At 68.0% G+C, this 26,769-nt stretch carries 23 protein-coding genes and 3 tRNA genes; 19 read left to right on the top strand and 7 right to left on the bottom strand.

Annotation, left to right across the window (positions count from 1 at the left end):
• Nucleotides 1-125: 125 nt before the first annotated feature.
• Nucleotides 126-1,175, bottom strand: a complete 1,050-nt coding sequence (locus HLH28_RS15815; protein ID WP_182960946.1) for a M14 family metallopeptidase — start codon at nucleotides 1,173-1,175, stop codon at nucleotides 126-128.
• Between the two features lie 166 nt (nucleotides 1,176-1,341).
• A complete protein-coding gene (locus HLH28_RS15810; RefSeq protein ID WP_182960944.1) occupies nucleotides 1,342-2,484 on the bottom strand; it encodes a DEAD/DEAH box helicase in 1,143 nt (380 codons plus the stop codon).
• Nucleotides 2,485-2,686: 202 nt separating this feature from the next.
• Here HLH28_RS15810 and HLH28_RS15805 point away from each other — a divergent pair, with 202 nt between their 5' ends.
• From HLH28_RS15805 to HLH28_RS15790, 4 genes are all read left to right on the top strand, one after another.
• Entirely contained in the window at nucleotides 2,687-3,610 is a 924-nt protein-coding gene (locus HLH28_RS15805; protein WP_182960960.1) for a mitochondrial fission ELM1 family protein, read from the top strand.
• Nucleotides 3,611-3,652: 42 nt separating this feature from the next.
• A complete protein-coding gene (locus tag HLH28_RS15800; RefSeq protein ID WP_182960942.1) occupies nucleotides 3,653-5,536 on the top strand; it encodes a hypothetical protein in 1,884 nt (627 codons plus the stop codon).
• A gap of 73 nt (nucleotides 5,537-5,609) precedes the next feature.
• Nucleotides 5,610-5,684 (top strand) — tRNA-Val (locus tag HLH28_RS15795).
• Between the two features lie 184 nt (nucleotides 5,685-5,868).
• Nucleotides 5,869-6,402, top strand: a complete 534-nt coding sequence (locus HLH28_RS15790) for a YidB family protein (RefSeq protein ID WP_408869859.1) — start codon at nucleotides 5,869-5,871, stop codon at nucleotides 6,400-6,402.
• Nucleotides 6,403-6,424: 22 nt separating this feature from the next.
• On the opposite strand, the gene HLH28_RS15785 is transcribed toward HLH28_RS15790, so the two are convergent.
• Nucleotides 6,425-7,345, bottom strand: coding sequence for an N-formylglutamate amidohydrolase (locus tag HLH28_RS15785; protein WP_182960940.1), 921 nt, complete (start codon nucleotides 7,343-7,345; stop codon nucleotides 6,425-6,427).
• A gap of 122 nt (nucleotides 7,346-7,467) precedes the next feature.
• Between HLH28_RS15785 and HLH28_RS15780 the strand changes: the two genes are divergently transcribed.
• A tRNA-Val gene (locus tag HLH28_RS15780) sits at nucleotides 7,468-7,542 on the top strand.
• 66 nt (nucleotides 7,543-7,608) lie between these two features.
• On the opposite strand, the gene ruvX is transcribed toward HLH28_RS15780, so the two are convergent.
• A complete protein-coding gene (gene ruvX, locus HLH28_RS15775) occupies nucleotides 7,609-8,073 on the bottom strand; it encodes a Holliday junction resolvase RuvX (protein ID WP_182960938.1) in 465 nt (154 codons plus the stop codon).
• 75 nt (nucleotides 8,074-8,148) lie between these two features.
• Here ruvX and gatC point away from each other — a divergent pair, with 75 nt between their 5' ends.
• The 5 genes from gatC to HLH28_RS15750 all read left to right on the top strand — a co-directional run bounded on the left by gatC (nucleotide 8,149) and on the right by HLH28_RS15750 (nucleotide 13,292).
• Nucleotides 8,149-8,436, top strand: coding sequence for an Asp-tRNA(Asn)/Glu-tRNA(Gln) amidotransferase subunit GatC (gene gatC, locus HLH28_RS15770; RefSeq protein WP_182960936.1), 288 nt, complete (start codon nucleotides 8,149-8,151; stop codon nucleotides 8,434-8,436).
• Nucleotides 8,436-9,917 (top strand): Asp-tRNA(Asn)/Glu-tRNA(Gln) amidotransferase subunit GatA, encoded by a 1,482-nt coding sequence (gene gatA, locus HLH28_RS15765; RefSeq protein ID WP_182960956.1) that lies wholly within the window; start codon nucleotides 8,436-8,438, stop codon nucleotides 9,915-9,917. Before gatC ends, gatA begins: the two co-directional genes overlap by 1 nt.
• On the top strand, nucleotides 9,917-11,365 hold the full coding sequence (gene gatB, locus HLH28_RS15760) for an Asp-tRNA(Asn)/Glu-tRNA(Gln) amidotransferase subunit GatB (RefSeq protein WP_182960934.1): 1,449 nt from the start codon (nucleotides 9,917-9,919) through the stop codon (nucleotides 11,363-11,365). The genes gatA and gatB overlap by 1 nt, the downstream gene beginning before the upstream one ends.
• Before the next feature lie 94 nt (nucleotides 11,366-11,459).
• A tRNA-Ser gene (locus HLH28_RS15755) sits at nucleotides 11,460-11,552 on the top strand.
• A 468-nt stretch (nucleotides 11,553-12,020) separates the two neighbouring features.
• A complete protein-coding gene (locus tag HLH28_RS15750) occupies nucleotides 12,021-13,292 on the top strand; it encodes an O-antigen ligase family protein (protein WP_246396276.1) in 1,272 nt (423 codons plus the stop codon).
• 37 nt (nucleotides 13,293-13,329) lie between these two features.
• Here the strand turns inward: HLH28_RS15750 and HLH28_RS15745 are convergent, their stop codons facing one another.
• Nucleotides 13,330-13,728, bottom strand: a complete 399-nt coding sequence (locus HLH28_RS15745) for a cytidine deaminase (protein ID WP_182960932.1) — start codon at nucleotides 13,726-13,728, stop codon at nucleotides 13,330-13,332.
• 149 nt (nucleotides 13,729-13,877) lie between these two features.
• On the opposite strand from HLH28_RS15745, the gene lysA reads away from it, so the two are divergent.
• On the top strand, nucleotides 13,878-15,236 hold the full coding sequence (gene lysA, locus HLH28_RS15740; protein ID WP_182960930.1) for a diaminopimelate decarboxylase: 1,359 nt from the start codon (nucleotides 13,878-13,880) through the stop codon (nucleotides 15,234-15,236).
• 7 nt (nucleotides 15,237-15,243) lie between these two features.
• Nucleotides 15,244-18,018, top strand: a complete 2,775-nt coding sequence (locus tag HLH28_RS15735; protein ID WP_182960928.1) for a DUF4175 domain-containing protein — start codon at nucleotides 15,244-15,246, stop codon at nucleotides 18,016-18,018.
• Between the two features lie 234 nt (nucleotides 18,019-18,252).
• Here the strand turns inward: HLH28_RS15735 and HLH28_RS15730 are convergent, their stop codons facing one another.
• Both HLH28_RS15730 and argH read right to left on the bottom strand, forming a co-directional pair.
• A complete protein-coding gene (locus HLH28_RS15730; protein ID WP_182960926.1) occupies nucleotides 18,253-18,408 on the bottom strand; it encodes a lipoprotein in 156 nt (51 codons plus the stop codon).
• Nucleotides 18,405-19,835 (bottom strand): argininosuccinate lyase, encoded by a 1,431-nt coding sequence (gene argH, locus HLH28_RS15725; RefSeq protein ID WP_182960924.1) that lies wholly within the window; start codon nucleotides 19,833-19,835, stop codon nucleotides 18,405-18,407. Before argH ends, HLH28_RS15730 begins: the two co-directional genes overlap by 4 nt.
• Before the next feature lie 3 nt (nucleotides 19,836-19,838).
• On the opposite strand from argH, the gene HLH28_RS15720 reads away from it, so the two are divergent.
• From HLH28_RS15720 to HLH28_RS15690, 7 genes are all read left to right on the top strand, one after another.
• Nucleotides 19,839-20,432, top strand: coding sequence for a TlpA family protein disulfide reductase (locus tag HLH28_RS15720; RefSeq protein WP_182960922.1), 594 nt, complete (start codon nucleotides 19,839-19,841; stop codon nucleotides 20,430-20,432).
• 92 nt (nucleotides 20,433-20,524) lie between these two features.
• Nucleotides 20,525-21,322 (top strand): N-formylglutamate amidohydrolase, encoded by a 798-nt coding sequence (locus HLH28_RS15715; RefSeq protein WP_182960920.1) that lies wholly within the window; start codon nucleotides 20,525-20,527, stop codon nucleotides 21,320-21,322.
• Nucleotides 21,319-22,173, top strand: a complete 855-nt coding sequence (locus HLH28_RS15710) for a shikimate dehydrogenase (protein ID WP_182960918.1) — start codon at nucleotides 21,319-21,321, stop codon at nucleotides 22,171-22,173. The genes HLH28_RS15715 and HLH28_RS15710 overlap by 4 nt, the downstream gene beginning before the upstream one ends.
• Nucleotide 22,174: 1 nt before the next feature.
• Complete coding sequence (gene coaE, locus HLH28_RS15705) at nucleotides 22,175-22,804, top strand: dephospho-CoA kinase (protein WP_182960916.1); 630 nt, start codon at nucleotides 22,175-22,177, stop codon at nucleotides 22,802-22,804.
• Nucleotides 22,801-23,481, top strand: a complete 681-nt coding sequence (gene dnaQ, locus HLH28_RS15700) for a DNA polymerase III subunit epsilon (protein WP_182960914.1) — start codon at nucleotides 22,801-22,803, stop codon at nucleotides 23,479-23,481. Before coaE ends, dnaQ begins: the two co-directional genes overlap by 4 nt.
• Nucleotides 23,482-23,557: 76 nt before the next feature.
• Nucleotides 23,558-25,879 carry an adenylate/guanylate cyclase domain-containing protein gene (locus HLH28_RS15695; protein WP_182960912.1) on the top strand — a complete coding sequence of 774 codons (2,322 nt, stop codon included), beginning with the start codon at nucleotides 23,558-23,560 and terminating at the stop codon, nucleotides 25,877-25,879.
• Nucleotides 25,879-26,769, top strand: a complete 891-nt coding sequence (locus HLH28_RS15690) for an MlaE family ABC transporter permease (protein WP_182960910.1) — start codon at nucleotides 25,879-25,881, stop codon at nucleotides 26,767-26,769. The genes HLH28_RS15695 and HLH28_RS15690 overlap by 1 nt, the downstream gene beginning before the upstream one ends.

Below are 26,769 nucleotides of genomic sequence, written 5' to 3'. Positions count from 1 at the left end.
GATCGACGAGGTGCTGACCGCCCTCGCCGAGCGCGGCGAAGACGGCTGCGCCGACATCGAGGACGCCGTCCACCTCAAGGTCAAGGCCCTTTGCGCCCGATTCCCCATCTACCGCTGAGGAACGCCTAGGCCCCGTCCCGGATCGCCGGATCCGGGACGGCCATGGCCAGCCGCAGGGCGGTCTGGCCGCGCCCGGGACGCAGGTTGGGCATCACCAGCATGCAGTCATTATAGGGCGTGCGGATCTCGTCGGGGCCGTCCTGCGCCAGCAGGGTGCCCCGGCGCCGGATGATCTCGCCGCCCCGGAATGGCTTGACGAAGCGGAACCGGGGCGTGTGTGCCGTCACGATGTCCGTCACCATCATGTGGCGCGGCGGCAATGTCGGCGGCAAACGGTCCGGGGGGAGCAGGCCGCTGTGGCGCAGCAGGGCGTGGACCGCCTGCTCGGTTGCCGTGACGGTGCCGGCGTCCCAGTGGACACCGGCCTCCAGCAGGCAGGCGGCCGCGCGTCCGCCGGGGGCCGAAAATCGCTCGAAATCGATCAGGCGGGGGCCAGCCCGGTGACCGTGGTCCGACACGATCAGCGGGGGGTCGCCGACCATCGTCGACAGCCTGCGCCCGGACTCCGCCCCGCCGGCCAGGATCAGCGGCGTACCGGGCCACAGCATCGAATGCAGGTCCATCAGGATGTCCGCGCTTTCGATCACCGGCAGGATCGCCCGGGCGCGGTCCAGTTCGGTCGAGTGGCGCGGACCGTTGAGCACCTGCCGGCACCACAGGCGGTTCATGTCTTCGTCGACGAAGCGCGAGGCCACTGGATTGGATGCGTCGAACCGCGCGAAGGCATCCAGGTTGGCAAAGATCAGCGACAGCCGGCCACGGGCCGGGCGGACGTCGTCGCGCAACAGCGTGTCCAGCACCGTCGCGCCGGCATATTCATTGCCATGGATCAGGGCGGTCAGGACGACATGCGGGCCCGGGCGCGACGCCTCCAGATGGATGACGCCGGGGATGCCGCAATTGCCGGCCAGCCAGCGGGACAGGTCGGGGGGGGGGATTTCGACGGAAAAGCGGGGCAGCGGCTGCGCCGGGGCGGGCAGGGTGTCCTGGAAGGTCGGCCGCGCGCGCATGCGCGGCGACGAGCCGGGGCGGGAGCCTGATCCGCAGCTCATCATGGCGTGTCCGAGCCGCCGGAAAGCCGACCCGGCAGGCGGGCGTCTTTCCCGGTGTCGTGGTGTGCGACGGGATGGATCGGACAGGCCATGAACCGGAGTTTATAGAGTCGCGGCGATGCCGCAATGCCGTGGGGCGCCCCACGGCCGTCACGTCAGCGCAGGTCGGTCATGGCGATTCGATGACCGCTATACGGGCGCGCGTCTGCTTTTCGATATCGCGCAGCAGCAGCCGTTCCGACGGGTCGCACAGCGACAGCGCCGTGCCGCGCCGCCCGGCGCGTGCGGTGCGGCCGATCCGGTGGATATAGGTCTCGGGCTGTTCGGGGATCTCGAAATTGACGACCAGCGCCACGTCGTCGACATCGATGCCGCGCGCCATGACGTCGGTCGCGACCAGGGCGCGCAGGGAGCCCTTGCGGAACGCATTCAGCGTCTGCTCGCGCTTGGCCTGGCCGTGGTCGCCGTGCAGCGCGGTGGCGGCGACGCCCGCCGATGTCAAGGCGCGGGCCAGGGTGTCCGCACCCTGGCGGGTGCGGGTGAAGATCATCGTCCGGTCCTGCGGGTCGCGGCGCAGGAGGGCGACCAGGGTCGCGGCCTTGCGCGCGGTCGGCACGAAGATCACCTGCTGACGGATGCGGGTGGGTGTCGCCGGATCGTCGGGCGGCACGACGCGTACAGGCTTGTGCAGCAACTGCCGCGCCAGGGCCGAAATCGCCGGGGACATGGTCGCCGAGAACATCAGCGTCTGGTGGCGTACCGGCAGGCGGCCGGCGATGGCGCGCACATCCTCGACGAAGCCCAGGTCGAGCATCTGGTCGGCCTCGTCCAGCACCAGGCACGTGGTGCCGTCCAGGCGGAGCGTTCCGTCGGCCAGATGGTCCAGCAGGCGTCCCGGCGTCGCGACCAGGATATCGGTGCCGGCCGCAAGGGCGCGGGCCTGCCGGTCCTTGGGTACCCCGCCGATGGCGACCGTGACCGTCAGACCGCAATGGCGGGTGCAGGTCCGCACAGTGCCGGCGGTCTGGTTGGCCAGTTCACGGGTCGGCGACAGGATCAGGGCGCGGGCCTGGCCGGCCGGATCCTTCGGGCGATCCTGCGACAGCAGACGGTGAATGACCGGCAGCGCGAAGGCTGCCGTCTTGCCGGTTCCGGTCCGGGCCAGCGCCTCGACATCCCGGCCGTCGAGAATCGGAGGGATGGCGAGCGCCTGGATCGGCGAGGGCATGGCATATCCCGCCGGTTCGAGAGCGGCGAGAATACGGGGATCGAGGTTCAGGTCGTCGAAACGGGGGGAAGGTGCGTCATTCATCGTGCCCCGAGATACCGTGCCCGGCGGCGATGACGAAGCGATTCCCGTCCTGGCGCCGTTCTCGCGCTTTATCCGGCCGATTGACGGCACGGCGCGCCTGCCGGCAGATGGCGGCATGACTCACGCTCCGGACCCGATTTCCCGCCCTGCCGCCCCGTCCACGGACAGTCCGGTGGCTGTCGTCGCGGAAGATCTGGCAGGCATGCGGTCCCAGGCGTTCGGCCTGGCGGCGCGGGCGGGACTGGCGCCGTTTTTCTGTCCGGTCCGGGCGCGTGGCCTGTGGGGGCGCCTGCCGGCCGCATGGTGGCCGGCCCCCCTGCGCGCGATCAATCCGCCCGTCGATCCGCGGGCGGCCGGGCTGGTCTTCAGCGTCGGGGGGACCGGCGGGGCGGTCGGCGCTGCGCTGCGCCGTGCGGACCGGCGTGTCGTGCAGATCCAGAATCCGCGCCTGCGGCTGGGCCGCTTCGACCTGGTGATCGCCAACCGGCACGACGAGATCTCCGGACCGAACGTCCTGCTGACGCGCACCGCGCTGCACGGCGTGTCCCCGGCGCGCCTGGCCGCGGCGCGGGCGGAGTGGGAGCCGCGCCTGGCCCATCTGCCGCGTCCCCTGGTCGCGGTGCTGCTGGGCGGTTCCAATGGCCGCTTCCGCCTGGATGTGGCGGAGGCGGTGGCCCTGACGGGGCACCTGGTCGACATGATACGCCACGACGGCGTCGGCGTCGCGGTGACCCCGTCGCGGCGGACCGGCGATGCGGTGTGCGCCATCGTGCGCGCGGGCCTGTGCCCGCTGGGGGGGTGGGTCTGGGACATGCAGGGGGACAATCCCTATCTGGGGCTGCTGGCCTGCGCGGACGCCATCGTGGTCACCAGGGACAGTGTCTCCATGGTGTCCGAGGCCGTGGCAAGCGATGTCCCGGTCATGATCGCGGACCTGCCGGGACGGTCGCGACGGATCGGCCTGTTTCTGCGCGACCTGGCCCGCGCGGGCCGTATCCGGCCCTTCGCAGGGCGGATGGAAAGCTGGCCGGTGCGCCCGCTGGACGATACCGGGGCGGTGGCCGACGAGATGCGTCGCCGCCTGGGGCTGGAGAGGGACCCGGCACCGTATTCGGACATCGCCTGAACCCCGATTTCTGGTCGCGGCATTCTGCGGTATGAACGCTTCATGCTGGACATCCGTACCTATGACGCCCAGGCGGGCGGCAATGTTCTCTACAAGGCGCTGGCGCACCCGCTGGCGGCCGAGGCCCTGTCGTCACTGGCGGCGGAATTGCGCGCCCAGGGGCCCGTCGCGGTCTACGATCCGGACGGGATGTTCGCCATGGTACGGGCGCTAGGGCCCGATTTTGGCAGGGTCGAGGGGCTGTATGTCCATGATGTCGCCCTGGTCGGGCAGCCGACCCCATGTGGCCCGGCGCGGGCCCTGACCGACCTGGCGGCGGCGCCGGCCGCCGTCGTGCTGGCGGCAAGCTTCGACGGCGCGCGGATCCATGACCGCATCGCCCATCTGCTGCCGCCCGGCGCACGGTTCCTGTCGCTGGATTCCCTCCGGCTGGCCGACGGAATGCTGACGGTGCGCGACAGGTATCTGGACCGGCTGAATTTCGCCACCAACCATGCGTTCTTCCGCGACCAGGACAGGCTGTCTACCCGGCTGGTCAGCGCGAATTACTGGTCGCGCTATGGCGCGCGGGGGGTACGGCTGTGGTTGCGGCTGTTCGATGCGGACGGCCGGGTGCTGGCGACGTGGGAAGAGGACGTGGCCGACGATGGCGGCAGCATCGTCATCGACAGCCGCGCGGTGCGGGCCCGATTTGGACTGCCGGCCTTCACGGGGCAATTGTTCATCCATGCCATCGGCGTCGCCGGGCATGACGTGGTGAAATATGCGCTGGATACATACGGCACGGACGGCAACGACAGCCTGTCGGTCACGCATGACGCCAATGCCTGGCCATCCGACCGCTATGCCAACCTGCCGGCCCCCGACGCGGAGGAGGATGTCGTCCTGTGGGTGCAGAACAGCCACGCGGTGCCGATCCCCGCTGGTGCGATGAGCCTGAATCGCATGGGCGAGGATCGCCATGTCCCCATCATGTGCGAAATCGGACCGTACCAGACGGCGGCGATCCGGGTTGCCGACTGCCTGCCGGACCTGGCCTGGCCGGCGCAGATCGAATTCCGGTCCGGCCGCCATGTCGTCCGTCCCCGGTACGAGGTGATATCGGCGCGCCGCACCCGGATCGCCCATTTGAATGTCGAACGCGCCGACCTGCGCCCCGATCCGGGAATCGCGAACCTGCCCGATTCGCTGGGGCGCGGCTATCTGCTGCCGTTCCCGATCCTGGACCCCGCGCGATTCCGCACGATCGTGCAGCCGGTACCGATGGCCGAATCGCAGGTGACCCTGCCGTTGCGTCTGGATTGTTTCGATGGGGCAGGGCGGCCTACCGGGCAAAAATTCCTGGGCCGCCTGCGGCGCGACCACGACTTGGCCCTGGACCTGGCGGAGTTGGGCGTCCCCGAAGGACATGCGGAACTGGTCTATGATTTCCGCGATGGCGGCGAGGCCGACGGATGGCTGCACGCCCTGGTGCGGTTCCAGGCCCGCGATAGCGGCCATGCCGCGGAAACCAGTTTCGGCGCACATATCTTCAACACCGTCATGACCTATCGGGGCGAGCCGCAATCCTATTCCGGGCCGCCGCCGGGCCTGACCACGCGCCTGTTCCTCAAGGGCGGGAACGGATTGGGGAACGCCTTCTGCTGCCTGATCTATCCGGCGTCCGCCGCATGGCGGCCGCAGTCGCGCACCGTCCTGACCCTGCACGACCGGGCGGGGCGGTCCATTGCCGAATCGCGGCTGGACATTGCCTGTTCAGGCTCCGGAATGGTGTGGCCGCATCGCCTGTTCGGCGCGACGGCGGTCGAGCAGGCCGGAATCGGGGGCTATGTCATGATCCGGGATACGACGTGCCGCCTGTTCGGCTATCACGGCGTCATGCGCGACGCAGGGGGCTTTTCCCTCGATCACATGTTCGGCTTCTGACGTCGAAGAATGGGGTGCGAGGCCCTTGCGGAGGTGCGGGAGATCCATTAAGAGGGCCGCAACGACATCGGATGGGTGCGTAGCTCAGCGGTAGAGCATCGCCTTCACACGGCGGGGGTCACAGGTTCAATCCCTGTCGCACCCACCATCCGGATCGTAGGTCGGCCTGCTGGCCCGTGGCCGAGGGATATCCCTCGTTAGCCAAAATTCCTCCCCCGTTCTGCTTTGTGATCCTGGCGCGTCTGCCGTCTGTCCGGTGCGGCCTTTCGGCATGTCCGGCCGGTCGCTCCGTGCGGGCAATATGGGAGGTACTATTTCCTTGACACTTAAATGTGATTTGGGCCACCTATCAGCCGTTGCAGTGTTGCGATGTGCAGCTGCTTCTTGGACGTTTCCTCCCTAAACTTGGCGGTGCTCTGGCACCGCTTTTTTTTGTCCTGATTTCCGGCCGGCTGTTCCATAATGGCTGTGTCACGGGGAACGCGGACAGGAAAGGTCAGTGGACAATGCCCGGAATATTCGACGGTCTTATCAACAAGGTGACGGAACTGGCGGACAGTAGCGGCCTGACGGACCAACTGCACCAGCATCTGGCCGAACTGACGTCGGCGCAGGGGATTTCCACCCTGATGGCCCAGGCCGAGCAGGCTGGCCTGGGCGACAAGGTTCGTTCGTGGATCGGCACCGGCCAGAACCTGCCGATCTCGGTTGACGAGTTGCGTTCGATCCTGTCGAGCCAGCAGGTCCAGGCGATGGCCGATCGGACAGGCTTGCCCGCATCGGTGATCCTGCCGGCGCTGGCGCAATTCCTGCCCGCCGCCGTCGACAAGCAAACGCCGTCGGGCCAGGCGCCAGGCGCCGGTTGACCGCCGCGCCGCGAAAGCGCGATCAGGGTGACAGGGCGGTGGCCCTGTCGCGGATCAAGGCTTTCGTCGCCCCCGCCAGGTCGTGCAGCAGGCTGGTCAACACGGCCCGGATCGCGGCGAATCCATCGCCCTTTTCCAGCCGTGCCTCGTCCATGTACAGCGCGCGGCTGACTTCGATCTGCAGGGCGTGTACCCCGTTGCGAGGTCGACCGTAGGTGCGGGTCACGTATCCCCCGGCATAGGGGGTATTGCGGCATGTGCGAAATCCATGCGCGCGCAGGGCGGCCTCAGCGGCGGTGGTGATCGCCGGCGCGCAGGACGTGCCCCATGCGTCCCCCAGGATGAAATCCGGCGCGTCGCGTCCCATCTGGCCGGGCATGGAATGGCAGTCGACCAGCAGGCAGGCGCCATGGACGGCGACGACACGGTCGATCAGCGCCGACAGCGCGTCGTGGTAGGGGACCCAGCATGTCCGGATCCGTTCGCGTCCCTCGGCGAACGGGATGCGTCCCCGATAGATCGGCACGCCGGTAGCCGACAGGCGGGGAATCGTCCCCAGCCCGGCGCGGACCCGGGCCGTGGCGGTATTGCACCCGTCCGGCAATCGTTCGCTGAACATCGTGGGGTCCAGTTCCCAGGCCTCGCGGTTGGGGTCGCAATAGATGCGGGGGAAGGTCGCGCAAATCAGGCTGGCCCCCAGGTCCGGCGCGCGGGCAACCAGATCGTCGACATGGAAATCCTCGCTGCGGCGCAGGGTGGCGAGGTCCAGGCGCGACAGCGTGAGGAAAGCCTGCGGATAGGCGCGACCGGAATGGGGCGAGGCGACCACGACGGGGACCGGATCCCCACGCGGCGCGGTGACCATAAACGGCGCGAGCCGGGTATCATCCCTGCCGTGCAAGGGCGCCGAGGCGACGCGATCGGGGGGGGGGCTTGCAGCCATTTCGGGAATTTATCTCATGTTATCAGGCAATTCGTGAAAACAGGGGCGGGATTTCATTTTTTCCGCACGGACGGGTTGCGCAACGCCGCCAGCCCGGCTAGAAGCCTGTTCACCGAACGGATGGGCGCATAGCTCAGCGGTAGAGCACTACCTTGACATGGTAGGGGTCACAGGTTCAATCCCTGTTGCGCCCACCATCCTTCGGCGCTTCCTCTGAAAAATCAATCCATGTCATTCTGTCGTCCCCGCGCACGGCGGCCACGTCAGGACGCGGTCGCATCCAGCGCGCCCTGCAGCATGTAGGACGCCGCCAGCTTGTCCACCAGTTCGGCGCGGCGCCGTCGGCTGACGTCGGCGTCCTGCACCAGCATCCGGTTGACGGCGCTGGACGACAGGCGTTCGTCCCACATCGCGGCGGGCAGGCCGGTCTGGTCCGACAGGGACATCATCCAGTCGCGCGCCGCCTGTGCCGCCGGCCCGAAGCTGCCGTCCAGGGACAGTGGCAGGCCCGACACCAGGGCTCCCACGCCCTCGCGTTCCGCGATGCGGCGGATTTCCACCGCCATCACCGAAAGCTTGCCGCGTCGCAGCGTTCCATAGGGCGACGCCAGCATCAGCGAGACGTCCGACAGCGCCAGACCGATCGTTTTCTGTCCGGGGTCGAGCCCCAGCAGGCGCTGGTTGCGGCCCAGTTGGGCGCGGATCTGGTGCATGTTGAACAGGGGCATGTCTGGGTCTATGTTCCGCGCGGTGTCCTGCCCGGCAGGTTATTCCCCCCAAGTCATGATGGAAAGTTATGCTTCATGTCGCTTGATCCCGCGACCGTCCGTCGTATCGCCAGACTGGCACGGATAGGAATCGACGAATCCGACCTGCAGGCTCTTCAGGGCGAACTCAACGGCATTCTCGGCTGGATCGAGCAATTGAACGAGGTCGACATCGACGGTGTGGAACCCATGGTGGGCACCGGGCATGCGGCGTTGCGCATGCGCGACGACATGGTGACGGATGGGGACGCGCGCGACGCCGTCCTGTCCAACGCGCCGGATGCGGCAGGGCCGTTTTATACCGTGCCGAAGGTGGTGGAATGATGCTGACCGAACTGACGATCGCCGCGGCCCAGGCCGGGTTGAAGCGGCGCGATTTCTCGGCGGTCGAACTGGTCGGCGCGCATGTTGCCGCCATCGAACGGCTGAACGGACGGCTGAACGCCTTCATTACCGTCACGGCTGACGAGGCGATGGACGCCGCGCGTCGTGCGGACGCCGTGCTGGCCAAGGGCGAGGCCGCGCCGCTGACAGGCATTCCGCTGGGCATCAAGGACCTGTTCTGCACCGACGGGGTGCGGACGACGGCCGCCAGCCGGATGCTGGAAGATTTCGTGCCGCCGTACGAAAGCACGGTGACGGCGAATCTACTGCGTGACGGGGCGGTGTTCGCGGGCAAGACGAACCTGGACGAGTTCGCGATGGGTTCGGCCAACATCAATTCGGCCTTCGGCGCGGTGGAAAATCCGTGGAAGCGCGACGGGGATGCGGACACCGTGCTGGTTCCCGGCGGTTCGTCCGGCGGGTCGGCAGCGGCGGTGGCGGCCAGCCTGGTGATGGGGGCCACGGGCACCGACACCGGCGGGTCGATCCGCCAGCCGGCATCCTATTGCGGAATCGCAGGCATCAAGCCGACCTATGGGCGATGCAGCCGCTGGGGCACCATCGCCTTCGCCAGTTCCCTGGACCAGGCGGGACCGATGGCCCGCACGGTCGAGGATTGCGCCATCCTGCTGCAGTCGATGGCGGGATTCGATCCCCGCGACAGCACCAGCGTCGATTGCCCGGTGCCCGATTACCGTGCCGCCTGCGGCCGCGACCTGAAGGGCATGAAGGTGGGCATTCCCGCCGAATACCGCGTGGCGGGCATGCCCGCGGATATCGAGGCCACGTGGGACAAGGGCATCGCCTGGCTGCGCGACGCGGGGTGCGAGATCGTCGAGGTGTCGCTGCCCTACACCAAGTACGGCCTGGCGACCTATTATATCGTGGCGCCGGCCGAATGTTCGTCGAACCTGGCGCGCTATGACGGCGTGCGCTTCGGACGCCGGGTGCCGGCCCCGTCGCTGGACGAGCAGTACGAGGCGACCCGCCGGGCCGGATTCGGGGCGGAAGTCCGCCGGCGGATCCTGATGGGAACCTACGTCCTGTCGGCTGGATATTACGATGCGTATTACCTGCGCGCGCAGAAGGTGCGGAACCTGATCCGGCGGGATTTCGAGCGCGCGTTCCAGCAGGTCGACGTCCTGCTAACGCCGACGGCGCCGTCCCCGGCCTTCGCGCAGGGGGAAAAGATGGACGATCCGGTACAGATGTATCTGAACGACGTATTCACCGTTCCGGCCAGCATGGCCGGCGTACCCGCCATGTCGGTCCCGGCGGGGCTGAGCGCCAACGGGCTGCCGCTGGGCCTGCAGATCATCGGCCGGTCGTTCGACGAGGAATCGGTCCTGGCGGCCGCCAGCGCCATCGAACGGGCGGCGTCCTTCACGCACCGTCCGGCGATCCGTGCGGAGGTGGTGTGATGAGCTATGTGATCGAAGGGCGCACCGGCCCCTGGGAACTGGTCGTCGGGCTGGAAGTCCATGCCCAGGTCATCAGCCAGTCCAAGCTGTTTTCCGGCGCGTCGGCATCCTATGGCGGCGAGCCGAACACGCATGTCAGCCTGGTGGACGCGGGGTTTCCCGGCATGCTGCCGGTCATCAACCGCGAATGCGTGGCGCAGGCGATCCGCACCGGGCTGGGGCTGGAGGCGCGGATCAATCTCGAGAGCCGGTTCGACCGCAAGAATTATTTCTACGCCGACCTGCCGACCGGCTACCAGATCAGCCAGTTCACCCATCCGATCGTCGGCGAGGGCGCGGTGGAGATCGAACTGGCCGACGGGTCGATCCGGACCATCGGCATCACCCGCCTGCATCTGGAACAGGACGCCGGCAAGTCGATGCATGACCAGGACCCCACGCGGTCCTTCATCGACCTGAACCGCGCGGGCGTCGCGCTGATGGAAATCGTCAGCGAACCCGACATCCGCACGCCGGAGGAGGCCGGGGCCTATCTGCGCAAGCTGCGCATGATCCTGCGCTACCTGGGCACATGCGACGGCAATATGGAGGAAGGCTCCATGCGCGCGGACGTGAACGTCTCCGTCCGCAAGGCCGGCGAGCCGTTCCGCACGCGGTGCGAGATCAAGAACGTGAACTCGATTCGCTACGTGATGCAGGCGATCGAGATCGAGGCCGCCCGCCAGGTGGAGATCTGGGAGAGCGGCGGGTCGGTCGATCAGGAAACCCGCCTGTTCGATCCGGCCCGGGGGGAGACCCGGTCGCTGCGCAGCAAGGAAGATGCGCACGATTATCGTTATTTCCCCGACCCGGACCTGCTGCCGCTGGTGGTCGAGGAAGCCTGGGTCGAGTCGCTGGCTTCCTTCCTGCCGGAACTGCCCGACGCCAAGCGTCAGCGGTTCCAGACGGAATATGGCATTCCCCGCTATGACGCCGGTGTGCTGGTGGCCGAGCAGGCGACCGCCGATTTCTACGAGACGGTCGCCCGGGGCCGCGATCCGCGCCTGGCGGCCAATTGGGTAATCGGCGATTTCTTTGCCGCCCTGAACCGTACCGGCCGAACCATCCAGGACAGCCCCATCACCGCCGACGGGCTGGGTGGCATGCTGGACCTGATCACCGACGGGACGATCAACGGCAAGATCGCCAAAGAGGTTTTCGAGGACATGCTGGAAACCGGCGAATCGGCGGCGGCCGTCGTCGAACGCCGGGGCCTGCGGCAGGTCACCGACACAGGTGCGATCGACGCCGCCGTCCAGTCGGTACTGGCGGCAAACCAGGACAAGCTGGCCGAATACCGGGCCGGCAAGGACAAATTGTTCGGATTTTTCGTCGGTCAGGTCATGAAGGCCATGGCTGGCAAGGGGAACCCGGCGCTGGTGAACGAGGCCTTGAAGAAAGTTCTGTAACCGGCCGGCCGGGGCGGGTTTCGGGTTTGACGGCGCTGTGGTGACAGTCTACAAGCAGCGCTGCAAACGCCGTGTGAAAAACACGCTCTTCGGCGGAGGGGTGGCCGAGTGGCTGAAGGCGGCGGTTTGCTAAACCGTTGTACGGTGTCAAGCCGTACCGTGGGTTCGAATCCCATCCCCTCCGCCAGCTTGCTTCCGAACGACAGATTATCCGGCTGAACCGGCGACAGATCCTGTCCGCCGGCCACTGGCATGTACCGCCATATGGTGCCATGCCGCCCGACGGGAACCCCGGGCTTGCCATATTTCGGACTTAAATTGCTGAAAATATTCGCCTTTAATTCTTGATGGACGTGCTTAGACTTGGGTCGTGGGCAGTTCAGGCGCCATAGCGAAGGCGGTTCATGCGAATGGCACCGATGATGGCAATCAGCAGACGTCCCATGATGTGCTCGCGTGATAATTGTTACGATACGTAACGATATAATCCGGGTCGGGTTCCAATGACGTTCTTGTGTTCGTATGTCGTCCAGATCGTACCGCAGGCTTGTCCGGCCTCGGGTCGTTAGGGCGGAAGCGCCCGTTTATGGGTGGCCGACCGGCTGGAACGGGTCGTGTCTGTGGGGTGATGGTGGGGAAGGCGAATTTGCGGGGCATGATGGTCGATCGGGCCGCCGGCTGGCTGGCGCTGGCGATGACCATGACCCTGCCGTTCTTTCAGTTGCGCGGACGCGCGATTTCCGATGGCATCATTTCGGTGATCGCGGCCCTGTTCCTGGCGCATTGTGCGATGGTCCGGGACGGAGGCTGGTGGCGCCGGAGCTGGTTTCCCGCCGCAATGCTGTTCTGGGTGCTGGCGGTGTTGTCGTCGCTGCTGAATGGATCTGCTCATTCCGTTTCGGAATCGATTGTTATTGGAAGATTTTTTCTATTCTGCGCCGCGCTGGAACATTGGGTGCTGCGCGACGCCCGTTCCCGGCGCTGGCTGGGGGTGGCGGTCGGTATCGCGGCGGTGTGGGTCGTCGTCGAATGCTGGCAGCAATATCTGCTGGGTCGCAACATCTGGGGCTATCCGCGCTGGACGGACGGGGCCCTGACCGGCCCGTTCTACAAGCCCCGGGCCGGTATCGCGCTGCTGATGATCATCTTTCCCGGCCTCATGCCCTATGTCGTCCGGCGGCTGGAGGCCCCGGGGTGGCGACGGAAGCTGTCGGGTGCCGCCGCCATCGCGTTTCTCGTCCTGACGATGATCCTGATCGGGCAGAGGATGCCCAGCCTGCTGTTCGGCCTGGGGCTGGTCATCATGGCATTGATCATCCGGTGGACGAGGTGGCCGGTCTTCGCGGCCGCGCTGGCAGGGGCGGTGGGGCTATGTCTGCTGCCAATCCTCTCGCCGCCGGCCTATGCGAAGCTGGTGGTGCGCTTCCTGGCGCAGATCCGGGATTTTCCGGACAGCGCCTATGGCCAGATCTACCTGCGGGCGGCGGTCATGGTCCGGCATCATCCATGGCTGGGCCTGGGGTTCGACGGGTTTCGCGATTTCTGCGCCGATCCGGCCTATGTCCACGGCCTGGCCCCGTTCGGCTGGCGGCTGGCCGCCCGGAATGCCGCCCTGGGATGCAATATCCATCCGCATAATTTCTATCTGGAGGTCGCGACGACCGCGGGACTGGGCGGTCTGGCCTGTTTCGTCGTCATGGTCGCGATGTGGGTGTGGCGCATGGTGCGGGCACTGGCACCGGCGGATGCGCCGCAGCAGGCCATGCTGTTCGTAACCTGCTGCATCCTGCTGTGGCCCATTGCCTCCAGCAGCGCGTTGTTCACCGTGCGGACGGCGGGGTGGGTGTTCCTGATGGTGGGCTGGGGACTGGCGGCGTCACGTGATGTCGACGGCGAGCGCCGCATTCGCCGGCCGTTCCTCGTCTAGCGCGACGGGACGCCCGATCAGGCGCGACCCCGCGCGATCATGCCAGGTCGTCGGGGCCGAATGCGTCAGGCAGCAATTCCGACAATGTACGCACAAGAAGGACCTCTCCGGCGGCGCCCACCATGCGGACCCGCAGGTCGGGGGCGCCGAATTCGCGGATCTTCTGGCGGCAGCCGCCGCAGGGGGCGCAGGGCTTTTCCCCGCCGCCGCTGATGACGATGTCCGCGATCCGGCGTTGTCCGGCCGCGATCATGGCCGAGATCGCACCGCCCTCGGCGCAGATGCCTTCGGGATAGGCTGCGTTCTCGGCATTGCAGCCGGCGAAGATGCGTCCGTCCGCGCTGCGGAGCGCGGCACCCACGTGAAAGCGGGAATAGGGGGCATAGGCATTGGCGCGGACCGCTACCGCGGCGTCGATCAACGGGTCGTCGGTCATTGTCGTCTCTCCTGTCCTGGGCGCCCAGATGTACCGGACGGGCGGATGGAATGACAGATACCGGCAGAATAGAAGGTGCCGGGGACGATGCCTCGGAGGTCGGATTCTAAGACCTTGGAAGCGGGGTCGCGAGCCGGTATCCTGACTGGATGGCTGACCTCTCTTCTCCGCTCGCGGGGCCGGATCCGACCGTCGGAGACCTGCTGGCCGCCCGTCCCCATCTGTCGATGCATGCGATCGACGGACTGGTGCTCGAGGACGTTCCCCTCAATGCCATTGCGGATGCCGTCGGCACGCCGACGTGGGTGATGGGGGCGGGGACCTTGCGTGCGCGCTTCCGTCGCCTGGCGGGTGCCATGCGCGATGCCGGCCTGGCCCCGTCCATCTATTTTGCCGTGAAGGCGAACGATCATCTGGCGGTCCTGCGGATCCTGGCCGCCGAAGGGGCCGGTGCCGACGTGGTCAGCGGCGGGGAATTGCGTCGCGCGCGCGCGGCCGGGATCCCGGCGTCACGCATCGTCTTTTCCGGCGTCGGCAAGACGCATGACGAACTGCGCCTGGCCCTGGCCGAGGACATCGCCCATATCGCGGTCGAAAGCGCCGAGGAACTGAACATCCTGTCCGCACTGGCGGTGTCGGCGAGGCGGACCGCACGGATCACCCTGCGGGTCAATCCCGACGTCGATGCCGGCACGCACGAAAAGATCACGACCGGCCTGTCGACCAACAAGTTCGGTATTCCCTATGCCCATGCGGCAGACCTGTACGCCCGGGCGGTGGATCTGCCCGGCCTGCTGCCGTTGGGCTTCTCGTTGCATATCGGCAGCCAGATCGTCGCCATGGCGCCCTATCGCGCTGCCTTCGCCCGGGTCGCCGGGCTGGTCCGGGCGGTGCGGGCGCGTGGCCTGCCGGTCGAACTGGTGGATTGCGGAGGGGGCCTTGGCATCTGCCAGCGCGACGAGATCGAGGGCGCGCCGGCGGCCCTGGCCGGGGCGATCCGCGCGGAACTGGGGGACCTGGACGTCCGCCTCGCGATCGAGCCGGGGCGCTGGCTGGTGGGGCCGACCGGCGTCCTGCTGTCGCGCGTGATCCTGCGCAAGGCGGGGGCCGACGGCCGGCCGCCCTTCCTGATCCTGGACGCGGCGATGAACGATTTGATGCGGCCCAGCCTGTACGACGCCTGGCACGGCATCCTGCCGCTGTCCGCCCGTGACGCCGTGCAGCCGGTCGAAAGCGTGAATGTCGTGGGACCCGTCTGCGAAAGCGCGGATTCGTTCGGCCAGGGACGGAGCCTGCCATATCTGGAAGACGGGGCCCGGGTGGCTCTTCTGGATACCGGGGCGTACGGCATGGTCATGAGTTCGACCTACAACGCGCGTCCGCTGGCGGCGCAGGTTCTGGTGGATGGGAACCGCTGGACCGTTATCCGTGACCGGCAGCCGGTCGAGGCCCTGTGGGCGGCGGATCGGGTTCCCGACTGGGTCGGTCCCGTCCGGGCCGGCGACTGATCGATCCATGGAGGGCGGGACCGCTCATCCGCAGGATGTGCCGGCGCCGTCCGGGACGGCGCTGACCGCGTTTCCGGTCCGCCTGGCGGCCGCACGGCATCGCGCGCGCAACGTGCTGTGGATCGAAGGGGCGTGGCCGGTCGTCCTGCCCGTATTCGCCCTGCTGGCCGCCTACATGATTGCCGGCCTGCTGCGTCTGCCGCAGGGTCTTCCCGACATCGTCCATGCCGTGCTGCTGGCCATGCTGGCTGGCGGGGGCGGCGGCTGGATCTGGTGGCGGGGGCGGCGGGTGCCGGCGCCGACGGCGGGCGGGGTCGACCGGCGGATCGAATATGCGTCGGGTCTGGCGCATCGTCCCCTCCAGACCCTGGGGGACCGGCCGGCGGAGGACAATGCCGGGCAGCAGGCCCTGTGGCGCCTGCATGTCCAGCGCACCGGGGATGGAATCGGGACGCTCCGTACCGGGTGGCCCCGCCTTTCGGTGAAGGCACACGACCCGCTGCGAATCGGATTCGTGCTGGCCCCGGCATTGCTGCTGGCGCTGCTGTGGGCGGGCGGGGACGCACCCGGCCGGCTGGCCTCCGCGTTCTGGCCGGGCCTGGACGACGCCGCGACGCCCCGGCCGCATATCCAGGCATGGATCACCCTGCCGGCCTACGCGCCGGGCGCGCCGGTCTTCCTCGACGAACGGGCGGGGCAGGCGACGGTGCCGCAGGGTGCGGTCCTGAGCATCAATGTGACGGACCTGCGCAGCCGACCGGGCCTTCGCGTGTCCGCCGTAGGGAGTGGGCCGGCCGTCGGGCCGGACAGGTTCCGGCCGCTGGGGACGTCGAGCTGGTCGGCGGACGTGCCGCTGCTGGGCAGCGCGTCGCTGACGTTGCGCGGCCGGGGACGGTCGCTCAGTCGCTGGACCGTGACGGTCCTTCCGGATGCCGCCCCCACCGTGGCCTGGGGGGCCGGGGCAGGCGGTGCCAGGGGCGAATGGCGGACGCGGCTGCCGTATGCCGCCCGGCAGGCCTATGGCATCGCGTCGCTGCGGGCGGAACTGCGGTTGGCTCATGGCGGCGGCGGTGTCCCGATTCGGACCCTGAGCGTGCCGATTCCCGTCGACGGCCGCCCGAAGGAGGTCACCGGCACGGCGACGCCCGATTTGTCGTCCGATCCCTGGGCGGGCGAGGAGGTCGTCGGGCGACTGGTGGCGACCAGCGCCAGCGGGCGTATGGGCGAGAGCCCCGAGGCGCGGTTCCGCCTGGGCGCGCGGCTGTTCCGCAGCCCGGTGGCCAAGGCGGTCCTCGATGTGCGCAGGCGCGTCGCGACGGGTCGGGAAAACCGGTTCGAGGGAGCGGCCGACCTGACGGCGCTGGGCGAGACGCCGGGGCCTTTGCGGACGAATGCCGGCATGGTGCTGAACCTGGCCAGCGCGGCTGCGCTGCTGGACAGTCACGACGTACCGGACCGGGATGCGGTGGACGGGGCAGTGGCGCAGCTGTGGTACCTTGCCCTCGATATCGAGGATAATCGGAAGGGCGACCGTGCCGGCGCGCAGGCGTCGCTGGATGTGCGCGCGGCGCAGGAGGCCGTGGCCGCGCAACTGGACCATATGCGGCAACTGGGCGCGCAGGGGCAGTCCGCGGGTGAGCAGGCCGAATTGCAGCGGCGGATGGAGACGTTGCGCCAGGCCATCATGCGCCGGATGCAGGCGCTGGCGCAGCAGGCGTTGCGGGCGCATACCGCCATCCCCAATCTGCCGGGCCTGACCCAGGACGGCGACCGCGCCCTGTCGCGCATGATGCAGCAGATGCAGGACGATGCCCGGAACGGCCGTTCCGCCGATGCCATGCAGAAACTGCAGCAGATGGAGGACATGCTGGAGCGGATGCGCAATGCGACGCCGCAGGACATGGCCAGTCTGGTGCAGCAGATGCAGGCACGGCAGCAGGCCAGGGAACAGGGGGACGCGTTGCAGGACCTGATCCGGCGGCAATCCGGCCTGCTGGATCGCAGCCAGTCGCGCCTGGACCGTGTCCGGCGCCTGCAGGAACAGCAGGACGCGGCGCGCCGGGCGGCGCGGGGCGAAGGGGCGGATGGCGATCTGTCGACGATGCCGACGGCGGAACTGCTGCGCCAGCTTGGCCTGAAGCCGCCGGATGCGGGGGACGGGTCCGCGGCATCCGGCGGGCAGGATACGCCGTCGACCGATGCCGGACAGGCAGAAGCCCCGTCGGGACCGGAAGACGGGGAAGGCCAGCGCGCCGACCGCGCGGTGCAGCATGCGCTGGGACGCGCGCTGACGGAATTGCAACAGGAGTTCAAGGGGCTGACGGGCAAGGAGCCGCCGTCGGGCTTCACCGACGCCGAAGGCGCGATGAAGGATGCGCGCACCGCCCTGACGGGCGGCCATGACGCCGCGGCCGCCGACGCGCAGCGCAAGGCACTGGCCGATTTGCAGAAGACCGGCCAGCAGATGCGCCAGGCCATGAAGGGGTCGGGCGGCGGAGCCGGCAGTTTCTTCCCCGGTTTCGCGAGCGGATCGGAGTCTGGAGGGGCGGGAACGCCGGATGACGACGCTGCTGCCGAGGATGCCGCGAAGGGCGATCAGGATCCGCTGGGCCGCAAGACCGGCGAGGGCAAGGATGGCCTGGATGCCGACACCCATGTGCCGGATACGATCTCGCGCGAGCGGGCGCGCGAGATCGAACAGGAACTGCGTCGCCGCGATTCCGACCGGACCCGTCCGCGCGAGGAACTGGAGTATCTGGATCGCCTGCTGAAACCATTCTGAGAATCCGCCGGAAACGCGGTTTGCCGGCGATCCGACGCAGTTTTTTATGCTTCGGTGCGCGTGGCCCCAAGGCCGCGCCGCTCCGAGGCTCGAAAAACGCGCGGGGCGTGCCGTTGCGGCACTCTCGCTCAGCAGACGCGTTTCCGACGGACTCCCGGATAGTCACGTCGCACGGCCCTCACGCGTGCCGCCTGGGGGCGGCCGCGTGCCTTCCGGGGCCGATCCGGGCGAGTGTCAGTCCGGCGCTGGGTAGGTGCGGGGGAAGGTCATTTTCGTGGTCGGGCCGGGGGCCTCGGGCGCGCCTTTCTTGCCGCAGGCGGCAAGGCCGGTTGCGAGGGCCGCCAGCAGCAGCAGGGCGCCGAGCCCGTTCCTGGCGCGGATCAGGGTCATGCCGCATCCTCCAGTTTCGCCAGCCAGCCGGCTGCCTGCGCGCGGACATTGTCGGGCGCGGTACCGCCTTCGCTGGTGCGGGATGCGATCGAGGCCTCGACCGTCAGGACGGAGAAGATGTCCTGGGTGATGCCCGATTCCTCGGCCTGCATGTCCGCGAGCGAGAGCTGTGCCAGATCGACGCCCCGGCTTTCGGCCAGGCCGACCAGCCGACCGGTCACGTGATGGGCGGTGCGGAACGGCAGTTTCAGGATGCGCACCAGCCAGTCCGCCAGGTCGGTCGCCGTCGAATAGCCCGACCCGGCATAGGCGCGCATCCGATCGGTATTGACCGCGAGGTCGCGGATCATGCCGTCGCAGGCCGCCAGGGACAGGGCGGCGGCATCAGTCGCGGCGAAGACCGGTTCCTTGTCTTCCTGCATGTCTTTGGCATAGGCCAGCGGCAGGCCCTTCATGACGGTCAGCAGCCCGACCAGCGCGCCGCTGACGCGGCCGATCTTGGCGCGGACCAGTTCGGCGGCGTCGGGGTTGCGCTTCTGCGGCATGATCGACGACCCGGTGGTGAAGGCGTCGGACAGGCGGACGAAGGCAAACGGGGCCGAGCACCAGATCACGATTTCCTCGGACAGGCGCGAGAGGTGCATGCCCATGATCGACAGTGCCGACAGATATTCCAGGGCGAAATCGCGATCGGACACCGCGTCCAGCGAATTGGCGGTCGGCCGGTCGAACCCCAGGGTCGAGGCCGTCATGCGCCGGTCGATCGGGAAGGACGTGCCCGCCAGCGCTGCCGACCCGAGGGGGCATTCGTTCAGGCGGCGGCGGGTGTCGGCCAGGCGCCCGCGATCGCGGGCCAGCATTTCCACATAGGCCATCAGATGGTGGCCGAAGGTCACGGGCTGGGCGGTCTGCAGGTGCGTGAAGCCGGGCATGGGATCGGCGGCATGCTCCTGCGCGCGGCGGCACAGCGCGCGCATCAGGGCGACGACCTGCGCGTCCAGCCCGTCGATGGCGTCGCGGACCCACAGGCGGAAATCGGTCGCCACTTGGTCGTTGCGCGACCGGGCGGTATGCAGGCGCTTGCCGGCCTCGCCGATCCGCTCGGACAGGCGCGCCTCGATATTCATGTGGATGTCTTCCAGCGCGGTGCTGAAGACGAAACGCCCGGCCTCGATCTCCTGCCCGATATCGGTCAGGCCATGGCGGATCGCGGCCTCATCCTCCGCCGTGATGATGCCGGTCCGGGCCAGCATGGCGGCGTGGGCCAGCGATCCGGCGATATCCTGCCGCCACAATGCCTTGTCGAACCCGATCGAGGCATTGATTTCCTGCATGATCGCCGACGGTCCCCCCGCGAACCGTCCGCCCCACTGGGCATTGGCCTGCGCTGCGTCCTTGCCCGCGTTGTTTTCTTCGTTCACAGACATTCCATGCCCCAGACCCTGTCGACACCCATTGATCGCCGCGCCCTGCTTGCGAACGGCGGCACCCTACTGGCCGCATGGCTCGGGTGCAATTCCATCCTCGCGCCGTCGTGCGCGCGTGCGGCGGACGATCTGGCGCCCGTCTCGATGTCGGCCCTGCGCGGGCATGCACCGACCCCGCTTCCGGCCATCGACTTCACGGACGAAGGCGGTGCGGTGCGGCATCTGGCCGACTGGCACGGGCGGATCGTGATCCTGAACCTCTGGGCCACCTGGTGCCAGCCCTGCGTGGCCGAAATGCCGGCCCTGTCGCGCCTGGCCGCGCAATTGCCGGCGCAAGGCGACATCGCCGTCCTGCCGGTGTCCGTCGATCGGGGCGGTGCGGCGGCGGTACGCCGGTTCTACAAGGCGCGCGCCATCGTGGGACTTCCGGTCCTGAACGACCCCCAGATGCAGATCCCCACTGCCCTGCGTGAGGAGGGGGTACCGCTGAGCCTGCTGATCGATCGCCAGGGACGGGAGGTGCTGCGCATCGTGGGGCCTGTCCGCTGGGACGAGGGCGGCGCCGTGGACCTGATCCGCCGGCTGGGCGGCGCATAGATAGGTCCGCAGGCGGCTTTCCCCCGGTTGGCAGGCGGGTTAAAGCCTCTGACATGTCTGCACGGGATGGAATGCACGTGAGGAATGAAGCGATGCGACAGGATGATCCGCCACGCCAGGGCGGCCTGCCGTCGGGGGCGCTGCTGGGCCCCCGCGACCCGGGGCCGGTCGGTGTTCATGGGCGATCCGGGGTGTCGCCGTTTCTGCTGCTCAGCGACCATGCGGGCCGCGCGGTGCCGTCGTGCCTGGGGGGTCTGGGGATACCGGGGCCCGACTGGGACCGGCATATCGCCTGGGACATCGGCATGGCGGGGGTGGGTCGCCTGCTGGCCGAGCGGCTCGACACGATCCTGATCGAACAGGTCTATTCACGGCTGGTGATCGATTGCAACCGGGCGCCGGGTCATCCGACCTCCATCGTGCCCGTCAGCGACGGGACGGCCGTGCCCGCCAATCTCGGTCTCGATGCGGACGCCGCCGCCCAACGCGTGGACGAAATCTTTCGTCCCTATCACGCACGCATCGCGGACGAACTGGCGGCGCGGCAGGGACGGCCGACGGTGGTCGTCGCGCTGCACAGCTTCACGCCGGAAATGAACGGCGAGGCGCGGCCGTGGCATGCCGGGGTCCTGCACAACCGCGCGCCGCGCTTCGGCCTGATCGTCAGGTCGCTGCTGGAGGAGGACGGCCTGCTGGTCGGGGACAATGAGCCTTATGCCCTGACCGACGGCAGCGACTACACGATTCCCGTCCATGCCGAGCGCAACGACCTTGCATATGTGGAACTGGAAATCCGGCAGGATCTGGTGGCGGATGCGTCCGGTCAACGGGAATGGGCGGACCGCCTGGCCCGCGTGCTGCCCCGCGCCTGGGCGCTCCACGGCGCATGAGCGCCCGTTCCACCTTGACGGGCCGTACGATGCTGGCCGGCGTCATCGGCTGGCCGGTCGGACATTCCCGTTCGCCCCTGCTGCATAATTTCTGGCTGGCGCGGCATGGCATCGACGGGGCGTACGTCCCCCTTCCGGTCCGGCCCGGACAGTTCGAGACCGCCGTCCGGGGTCTCCAGGCCGCGGGATTCCGGGGCGCCAACGTGACCATCCCGCACAAGGAGGCGGCATTCGCCATCGCCGACACCCTGCATCGTTCGGCCGTGCGGTCGGGTTCGGTCAACACGCTGGTGTTCGCCCCCGACGGACGGATCGAGGCGCATTCGACCGATGGCGACGGGTTCGTCGCCAATCTGGAGGCGCATGGAGTCGACATCGCGCGCGGTCCCGCCCTGCTGCTGGGGGCCGGGGGGGCCGCGCGGGCCATCGCCGCCAGTCTGCTGGACCGCGGGGTGCCGGTTGCCGTCGCCAATCGCACCCGCGCCCGGGCCGAGACGTTGGCCAGCATGCTGGAAGGGATCACGATCATCGATTGGGCACGGTGGGAGGACAGCCTGCCGGGCCATGCGGTGCTGGTGAACACGACCTCGCTGGGCATGCATGGCGGCCCGGACGATCTGTTCGCGCCCAGCCTGGCACGGGCGCCGGACGGCATGGCCGTCTGCGACATCGTCTATGTCCCCCGGATGACGCCGCTGCTGCGTGCGGCCCGGGCGCGGGGACTGCCGACGGTGGACGGGTTGGGCATGCTGCTGCATCAGGCGCGCCTGGGCTTTCGGGAATGGTTCGGCGTCGATCCGGTGGTGGATGCCGAATTGCAGGCGCTGCTCGACGCCGACTTGGCGGACTGACATGCGGGTCCTGGGCCTGACCGGCGGGATCGGGATGGGAAAATCGACCGTGGCGCGCCTGCTGCGGGGGGCCGGGTTTCCGGTTTTCGACGCTGATGCCGCTGTCCATGCGATGCAGGCGCCGGGCGGGCGGGCCCTGCCGGCCATTGCCCGGCTGGTGCCCGGATCCGTCAGGAATGGCGTGCTGGATCGGGCGGCCCTGCGCCGGGCGGTGATCGGCGATCCTGCCCTGATGGCGGGGCTGGAGCGGATCATCCATCCGCTGGTCTGGCAGGAACGCACGCGTTTCCTGGAACAGGCGCGGCGGGCGGGCCATCGCTGGGCAGTGCTGGACGTGCCGCTGCTGTTCGAAACCGGCGGTGATCGCGCCTGCGACCGGGTGGTCGTCGTCTCCGCGCCCGTGGACGTCCAGATCCATCGTGTCCGCCGCCGGCGCCACATGGCGGCCGAGCAGATCAAGGCGGTCATCGCACGGCAGATGCCGGACCGCGAGAAGCGGCGGCGCGCCGACGACGTGATCCTGACTGGCCTGTCGCGCGGCGACACCACCCGGCAGGTCAGGCGCCTGATCGCCCGGTTGCGCGGGGCGAACGAGGGCGGGACGAACGAAGGCAAGGGAGGGGAAGCATGAAGCGGTCGATCCTGTTCGATACGGAAACCACCGGCCTGGATCCCGCCAGGGGCGACCGGGTGATCGAGATCGCAGCCCTGGAACTGGTGGGGGATCTGCCAACCGGACAGCATTATCACGTGCTGATCCACCCCGAGCGCGACATCCCCGAAGAAGCGTCGCGGGTTCACGGCATCCTGCTGTCGGACCTGGAGGGCAAGCCGAAATTCGCGGAGATCGCCGACGCCTTCCTGGCCTTCATCGGGGACGACGAACTGATCGCCCATAATGCGCGGTTCGATTTCGGCTTCCTGAATGCCGAACTCAAACGCGCTCAGCGGCCGATCCTGTCGCTGGACCGCATGGTCGATACGCTGGACATCGCGCGTGACCGCTATCCGGGCCTGCCGAACAGTCTCGACGCGCTGTGCCGGCGCTTCTCGATCGACCTGTCCGCGCGCACCACCCACAATGCCCTGCTGGATTGCCGCCTGCTGGCCGAGGTCTATCTGGAACTGATGGGGGGTCGCCAGCGCGGCCTGGGCCTGTCGGTTCAGGACGGCGGCGCGGTCCAGGTGTCCTATGCCTACGATTGCGCCGCCCGGCGCACGCAGCATCTGGTGGTGCCGACATCCGGCGAACTGGCGGCGCACACCCGCTTTCTGGACAAGATCAAGGATCCGATCTGGACAACCTGAGGTTGGCACCCGGGACAGGGGGCGCCTATGGTGGAGGGGTATCTGCCGTGAGGCCCACCAGACCGGGAAGATATCATTGGCCACTGACGAGATTGTGGATCCTGCCGCCGCGCGTTCGGATCAGGTCAGGCGTTTCCTGCTCCATGTCGGAGTGCCCGTCCTGGGCGTCGTCCTGGTCATCGCGGTCATCGTGGGGATCGGCCTTCATTCCTATCGCATGATTCGCAACGGGGCGCTGGGCCTGACGCATGACCTGCTGACCAGCCAGCAGAATTACATCGCGCAGGAGGTCGGGGACTATCTGGGCCCCGCGTCGGCCGGGACGGTCATCGCGCGGGACATGCTGGAGCACGGACCCGAGGCCGCGGTCCAGAAGATCTTCAATTCCTATGGCGGGAGCATGCTGCGGCATGTGCCGCAGATCCATTCCTTCTATCTCGCGGACAATGACGGCCATTTCAACCTGATCGAACGCGACCCCGCGGGAAAGGGGCTGGAAACCACCGAGCTGAGCGGACTGGGAGCCGGGGCGCAGTTCGCGCACCAGTTCTTCGACGCGCAGAGCAAGCCGCTGCGGACCGAGAGCAATCCGGCCGCGAACTACGACCCGCGCACGCGACCCTGGTATACCGGGGCGACGCAGTCGGGCCAGCTGTTCTGGACCGCGCCCTACCTGATCGCGCAGACCGGGCAGATGATCATTACGGCCTCGATCTCCTGCCAGGGGCTGAATGGTCGGAAATATGTCTTCGCCATCAATTTGTCGATGAACGAGCTGACCAGTTTCCTGGATTCGCTGAAGATCGGGCAGAACGGCCATGCCCTGATCGTGGACCAGGACGGGCACCTGCTGGCCGGCCGCCGCATGGCCGACGTGGCGAAGCAGGCGGGGTGGGACCCGGCCAAGATGACCATCGATCCGAAGACCTATCCGGTTCTGGCAGGGGCCTTCGATGCCTATCGGGTCGAAGGTTATGGTCCGCATACGGTCAGGAACCGCAACCGCAATTTCGTCACGATCGCTGCCGCGCTGCCGGCGACGGCGCAGAAATGGGTGTTGCTGCTGGTCGCGCCCGAAAGCGATTTCGCCGGTTTCGCGATGGTGGACGGCCGGCAGAACCTGCTGTTCTCGCTGCTGATCGTGCTGCTGGCGACGTTGCTGGGCGTGCTGCTGTTCCGCCAGGGTCGGCGGACCGAGCATGTGACGCGGCAACTGGAACGTTTCCAGGCGATTTCCGGATATGAAAGCCAGGTCCTCCAGAAGGTCGCGGCCTATCCCGACCTCTTCAACCCGACGGACGAGGCGCTGATCCTGACGCGCAGCCTGGCCGACATGGCGTCCGCACGGCGGGCCGGGATCTGGCGGATCATGCATGACGGTGCGACCCTGCTGTGCGTCGATACCTACGATTCGCACCACGACGCCCATTCAGGCGGGTTTGAATTGTCGCGCAACGACCTGAATGCCTTTTTCGATGCCGTGGCGCACGGGGACGCCATCAACGTGGACGATGCCGGGAACGACCCGCGCACGGCTAATTTCTACCGCCTGTTCATGCGGACGTTCGGCAGCCGCGCCCTCTACCTGGCCCCGGTCGTGGGGGCGTCGGGGCCGGTCGGCGTGATCACGCTGGAGGACGCATCGCGCGTGGGACTGGTACCGCATTTCGTGACGATGATGGCGGGTGTGGTGGCCGCGCGCTTTGTCGCCCAGCATGACAGCGCGGTGGCGGCGGCGGCCGAGGAACTGGCGAGTGAACCCCCGCCGGAGGAAGCGAACCACGCGTTCGGGGACGGGTTCCTGGTCCCGCCTGGCTCGCTGGACGGGACGGCAGGCGCCGTGCCGGACGGGCTGTTCCCCGCGGTGGCCGTCATGGTCATCACGTTCTCGGACATGATCACGTCGCCGCACAGGGACACGGCAACCGTGCTGGCGCTGGTGGAAGGCCTGGCGGCGCAGTTGCAGGGCGTGGCGCATCAATGCGGCCTGTATTCGATCAAGATGCTGGGGCACCGGCTGGTCTGCGTCGCGGGATGTTCCCGCACCCCCGATCCCGGCGCGGCCGAGCGCATGGCCAATGCCGCACTGGCGATGCGCGAGGCGTCGCTGTCGATCCTGGCCAAGGCAGACCTGGACCCGGTTTTCCGTATGGGAATCGATGTGGGGCCGGTGTTCGGCGGATTGCTGGGCCGGGATCCGCAGGTCTTCAATCTGTGGGGCGATGCGATCGGCATGGCCGAGATGATGGCGCAGGGTGCGCCGGACGTCGGCACCATCCAGGTGACCGAGGAGGTCTACCTGACCTTGCGGCAGCGTTTCCTGTTCCGCGAACGGGGGCGGTTCTTCGTGCCGCAGGCCGGGACGACGCGCACCTATATCCTGGCAGGACGGCGGTGATGACGGATGGGGCCGCCACGCAGCCGGGACAGGATGCGCCGGACGGGGCACCAGATGGAACGCCGTGCGGCCCGATCCGGCGCCGCGTCCTGGCGTGGCGCGCCCGCGCGCGCCCGCCTTTGGCGTGGATCGGGCGCATCACGCGCCATCAGGTCCGTTTCGCGCTGGTCCTGATCGGTGCCGGATGGGGTGTGCTGCGTGAAAGCCTGCGTCCCAATTCATGGCGTCGGACCGTCCGCTATGAATTCCGACTCAGTCTGCGACAGGTGGTGGCCGGCGGGTTTCTCAGCACCGTCTTCACCGCGACGCTGGCCGGGCTGACGGTGGTGTCGCAGGCCGCCTACTGGCTGGGCTTCGCGGGCATGGCGCAGATGACGGGGTCGATCCTGGTGTCGCTGCTGGTGCGTGAAATCGCGCCTGTCCTGGTCGGCATCATCCTGCTGGGCCGCAGCGGTATGCTGTCGCTGACGGAAATCGGCCTGCTGACCCTGGGCGGGCAGGTCCGTGCCATGCAGGCGCAGGGCATCGATCCGTTCCTGGTCCTGGTGATGCCGCGAACCTTCGCCTTCACGGTCGGTGGTTTCACGCTGGGGATCATCTTCGCCGTGATTTCCCTGCTGATGGGCTTCATCGTGACGCACGCGACCGGGGTGATGAACATGTCCGTCTGGACGTTCTTTTCCGACGTCGTGACGGCGATGTCGGCATGGGATTTCCTAGTCATTCCCCTGAAATTCATCCTGGTCGGATTCTTCGTCGGGCTGGGATCGTGCATGACCGGACTGTTGGTCAGCCAGGATGACACCGTCGCCACCCTCATGCCACGCGGCTTCGCGCGGGGGATCGTGCTGGTGATGATCGTGAATATCCTCTTCAGCCTGGAGTTCTGA

The sequence above is a fragment of the Gluconacetobacter tumulisoli genome (assembly GCF_014174155.1).
Lineage (GTDB): Bacteria > Pseudomonadota > Alphaproteobacteria > Acetobacterales > Acetobacteraceae > Gluconacetobacter > Gluconacetobacter tumulisoli.
Note: the sequence above shows the minus strand (reverse complement) of the source record. Positions and strands in the feature narration are given on the sequence as shown.

Bases quoted from the DNA above. Each gene is read 5' to 3' on its own strand.
- HLH28_RS15815 (WP_182960946.1), bottom strand. From the start codon at position 1,175: ATGATGAGCTGCGGATCAGGCTCCCGCCCCGGCTCGTCGCCGCGCATG.
- HLH28_RS15810 (WP_182960944.1), bottom strand. From the start codon at position 2,484: ATGAATGACGCACCTTCCCCCCGTTTCGACGACCTGAACCTCGATCCC.
- HLH28_RS15805 (WP_182960960.1), top strand. From the start codon at position 2,687: ATGCGGTCCCAGGCGTTCGGCCTGGCGGCGCGGGCGGGACTGGCGCCG.
- HLH28_RS15800 (WP_182960942.1), top strand. From the start codon at position 3,653: ATGCTGGACATCCGTACCTATGACGCCCAGGCGGGCGGCAATGTTCTC.
- HLH28_RS15785 (WP_182960940.1), bottom strand. From the start codon at position 7,345: ATGGCTGCAAGCCCCCCCCCCGATCGCGTCGCCTCGGCGCCCTTGCAC.
- ruvX (WP_182960938.1), bottom strand. From the start codon at position 8,073: ATGCCCCTGTTCAACATGCACCAGATCCGCGCCCAACTGGGCCGCAAC.
- gatC (WP_182960936.1), top strand. From the start codon at position 8,149: ATGTCGCTTGATCCCGCGACCGTCCGTCGTATCGCCAGACTGGCACGG.
- gatA (WP_182960956.1), top strand. From the start codon at position 8,436: ATGCTGACCGAACTGACGATCGCCGCGGCCCAGGCCGGGTTGAAGCGG.
- gatB (WP_182960934.1), top strand. From the start codon at position 9,917: ATGAGCTATGTGATCGAAGGGCGCACCGGCCCCTGGGAACTGGTCGTC.
- HLH28_RS15750 (WP_246396276.1), top strand. From the start codon at position 12,021: ATGATGGTCGATCGGGCCGCCGGCTGGCTGGCGCTGGCGATGACCATG.
- HLH28_RS15745 (WP_182960932.1), bottom strand. From the start codon at position 13,728: ATGACCGACGACCCGTTGATCGACGCCGCGGTAGCGGTCCGCGCCAAT.
- lysA (WP_182960930.1), top strand. From the start codon at position 13,878: ATGGCTGACCTCTCTTCTCCGCTCGCGGGGCCGGATCCGACCGTCGGA.
- HLH28_RS15735 (WP_182960928.1), top strand. From the start codon at position 15,244: ATGGAGGGCGGGACCGCTCATCCGCAGGATGTGCCGGCGCCGTCCGGG.
- HLH28_RS15730 (WP_182960926.1), bottom strand. From the start codon at position 18,408: ATGACCCTGATCCGCGCCAGGAACGGGCTCGGCGCCCTGCTGCTGCTG.
- argH (WP_182960924.1), bottom strand. From the start codon at position 19,835: ATGTCTGTGAACGAAGAAAACAACGCGGGCAAGGACGCAGCGCAGGCC.
- HLH28_RS15720 (WP_182960922.1), top strand. From the start codon at position 19,839: ATGCCCCAGACCCTGTCGACACCCATTGATCGCCGCGCCCTGCTTGCG.
- HLH28_RS15715 (WP_182960920.1), top strand. From the start codon at position 20,525: ATGCGACAGGATGATCCGCCACGCCAGGGCGGCCTGCCGTCGGGGGCG.
- HLH28_RS15710 (WP_182960918.1), top strand. From the start codon at position 21,319: ATGAGCGCCCGTTCCACCTTGACGGGCCGTACGATGCTGGCCGGCGTC.
- coaE (WP_182960916.1), top strand. From the start codon at position 22,175: ATGCGGGTCCTGGGCCTGACCGGCGGGATCGGGATGGGAAAATCGACC.
- dnaQ (WP_182960914.1), top strand. From the start codon at position 22,801: ATGAAGCGGTCGATCCTGTTCGATACGGAAACCACCGGCCTGGATCCC.
- HLH28_RS15690 (WP_182960910.1), top strand. From the start codon at position 25,879: ATGACGGATGGGGCCGCCACGCAGCCGGGACAGGATGCGCCGGACGGG.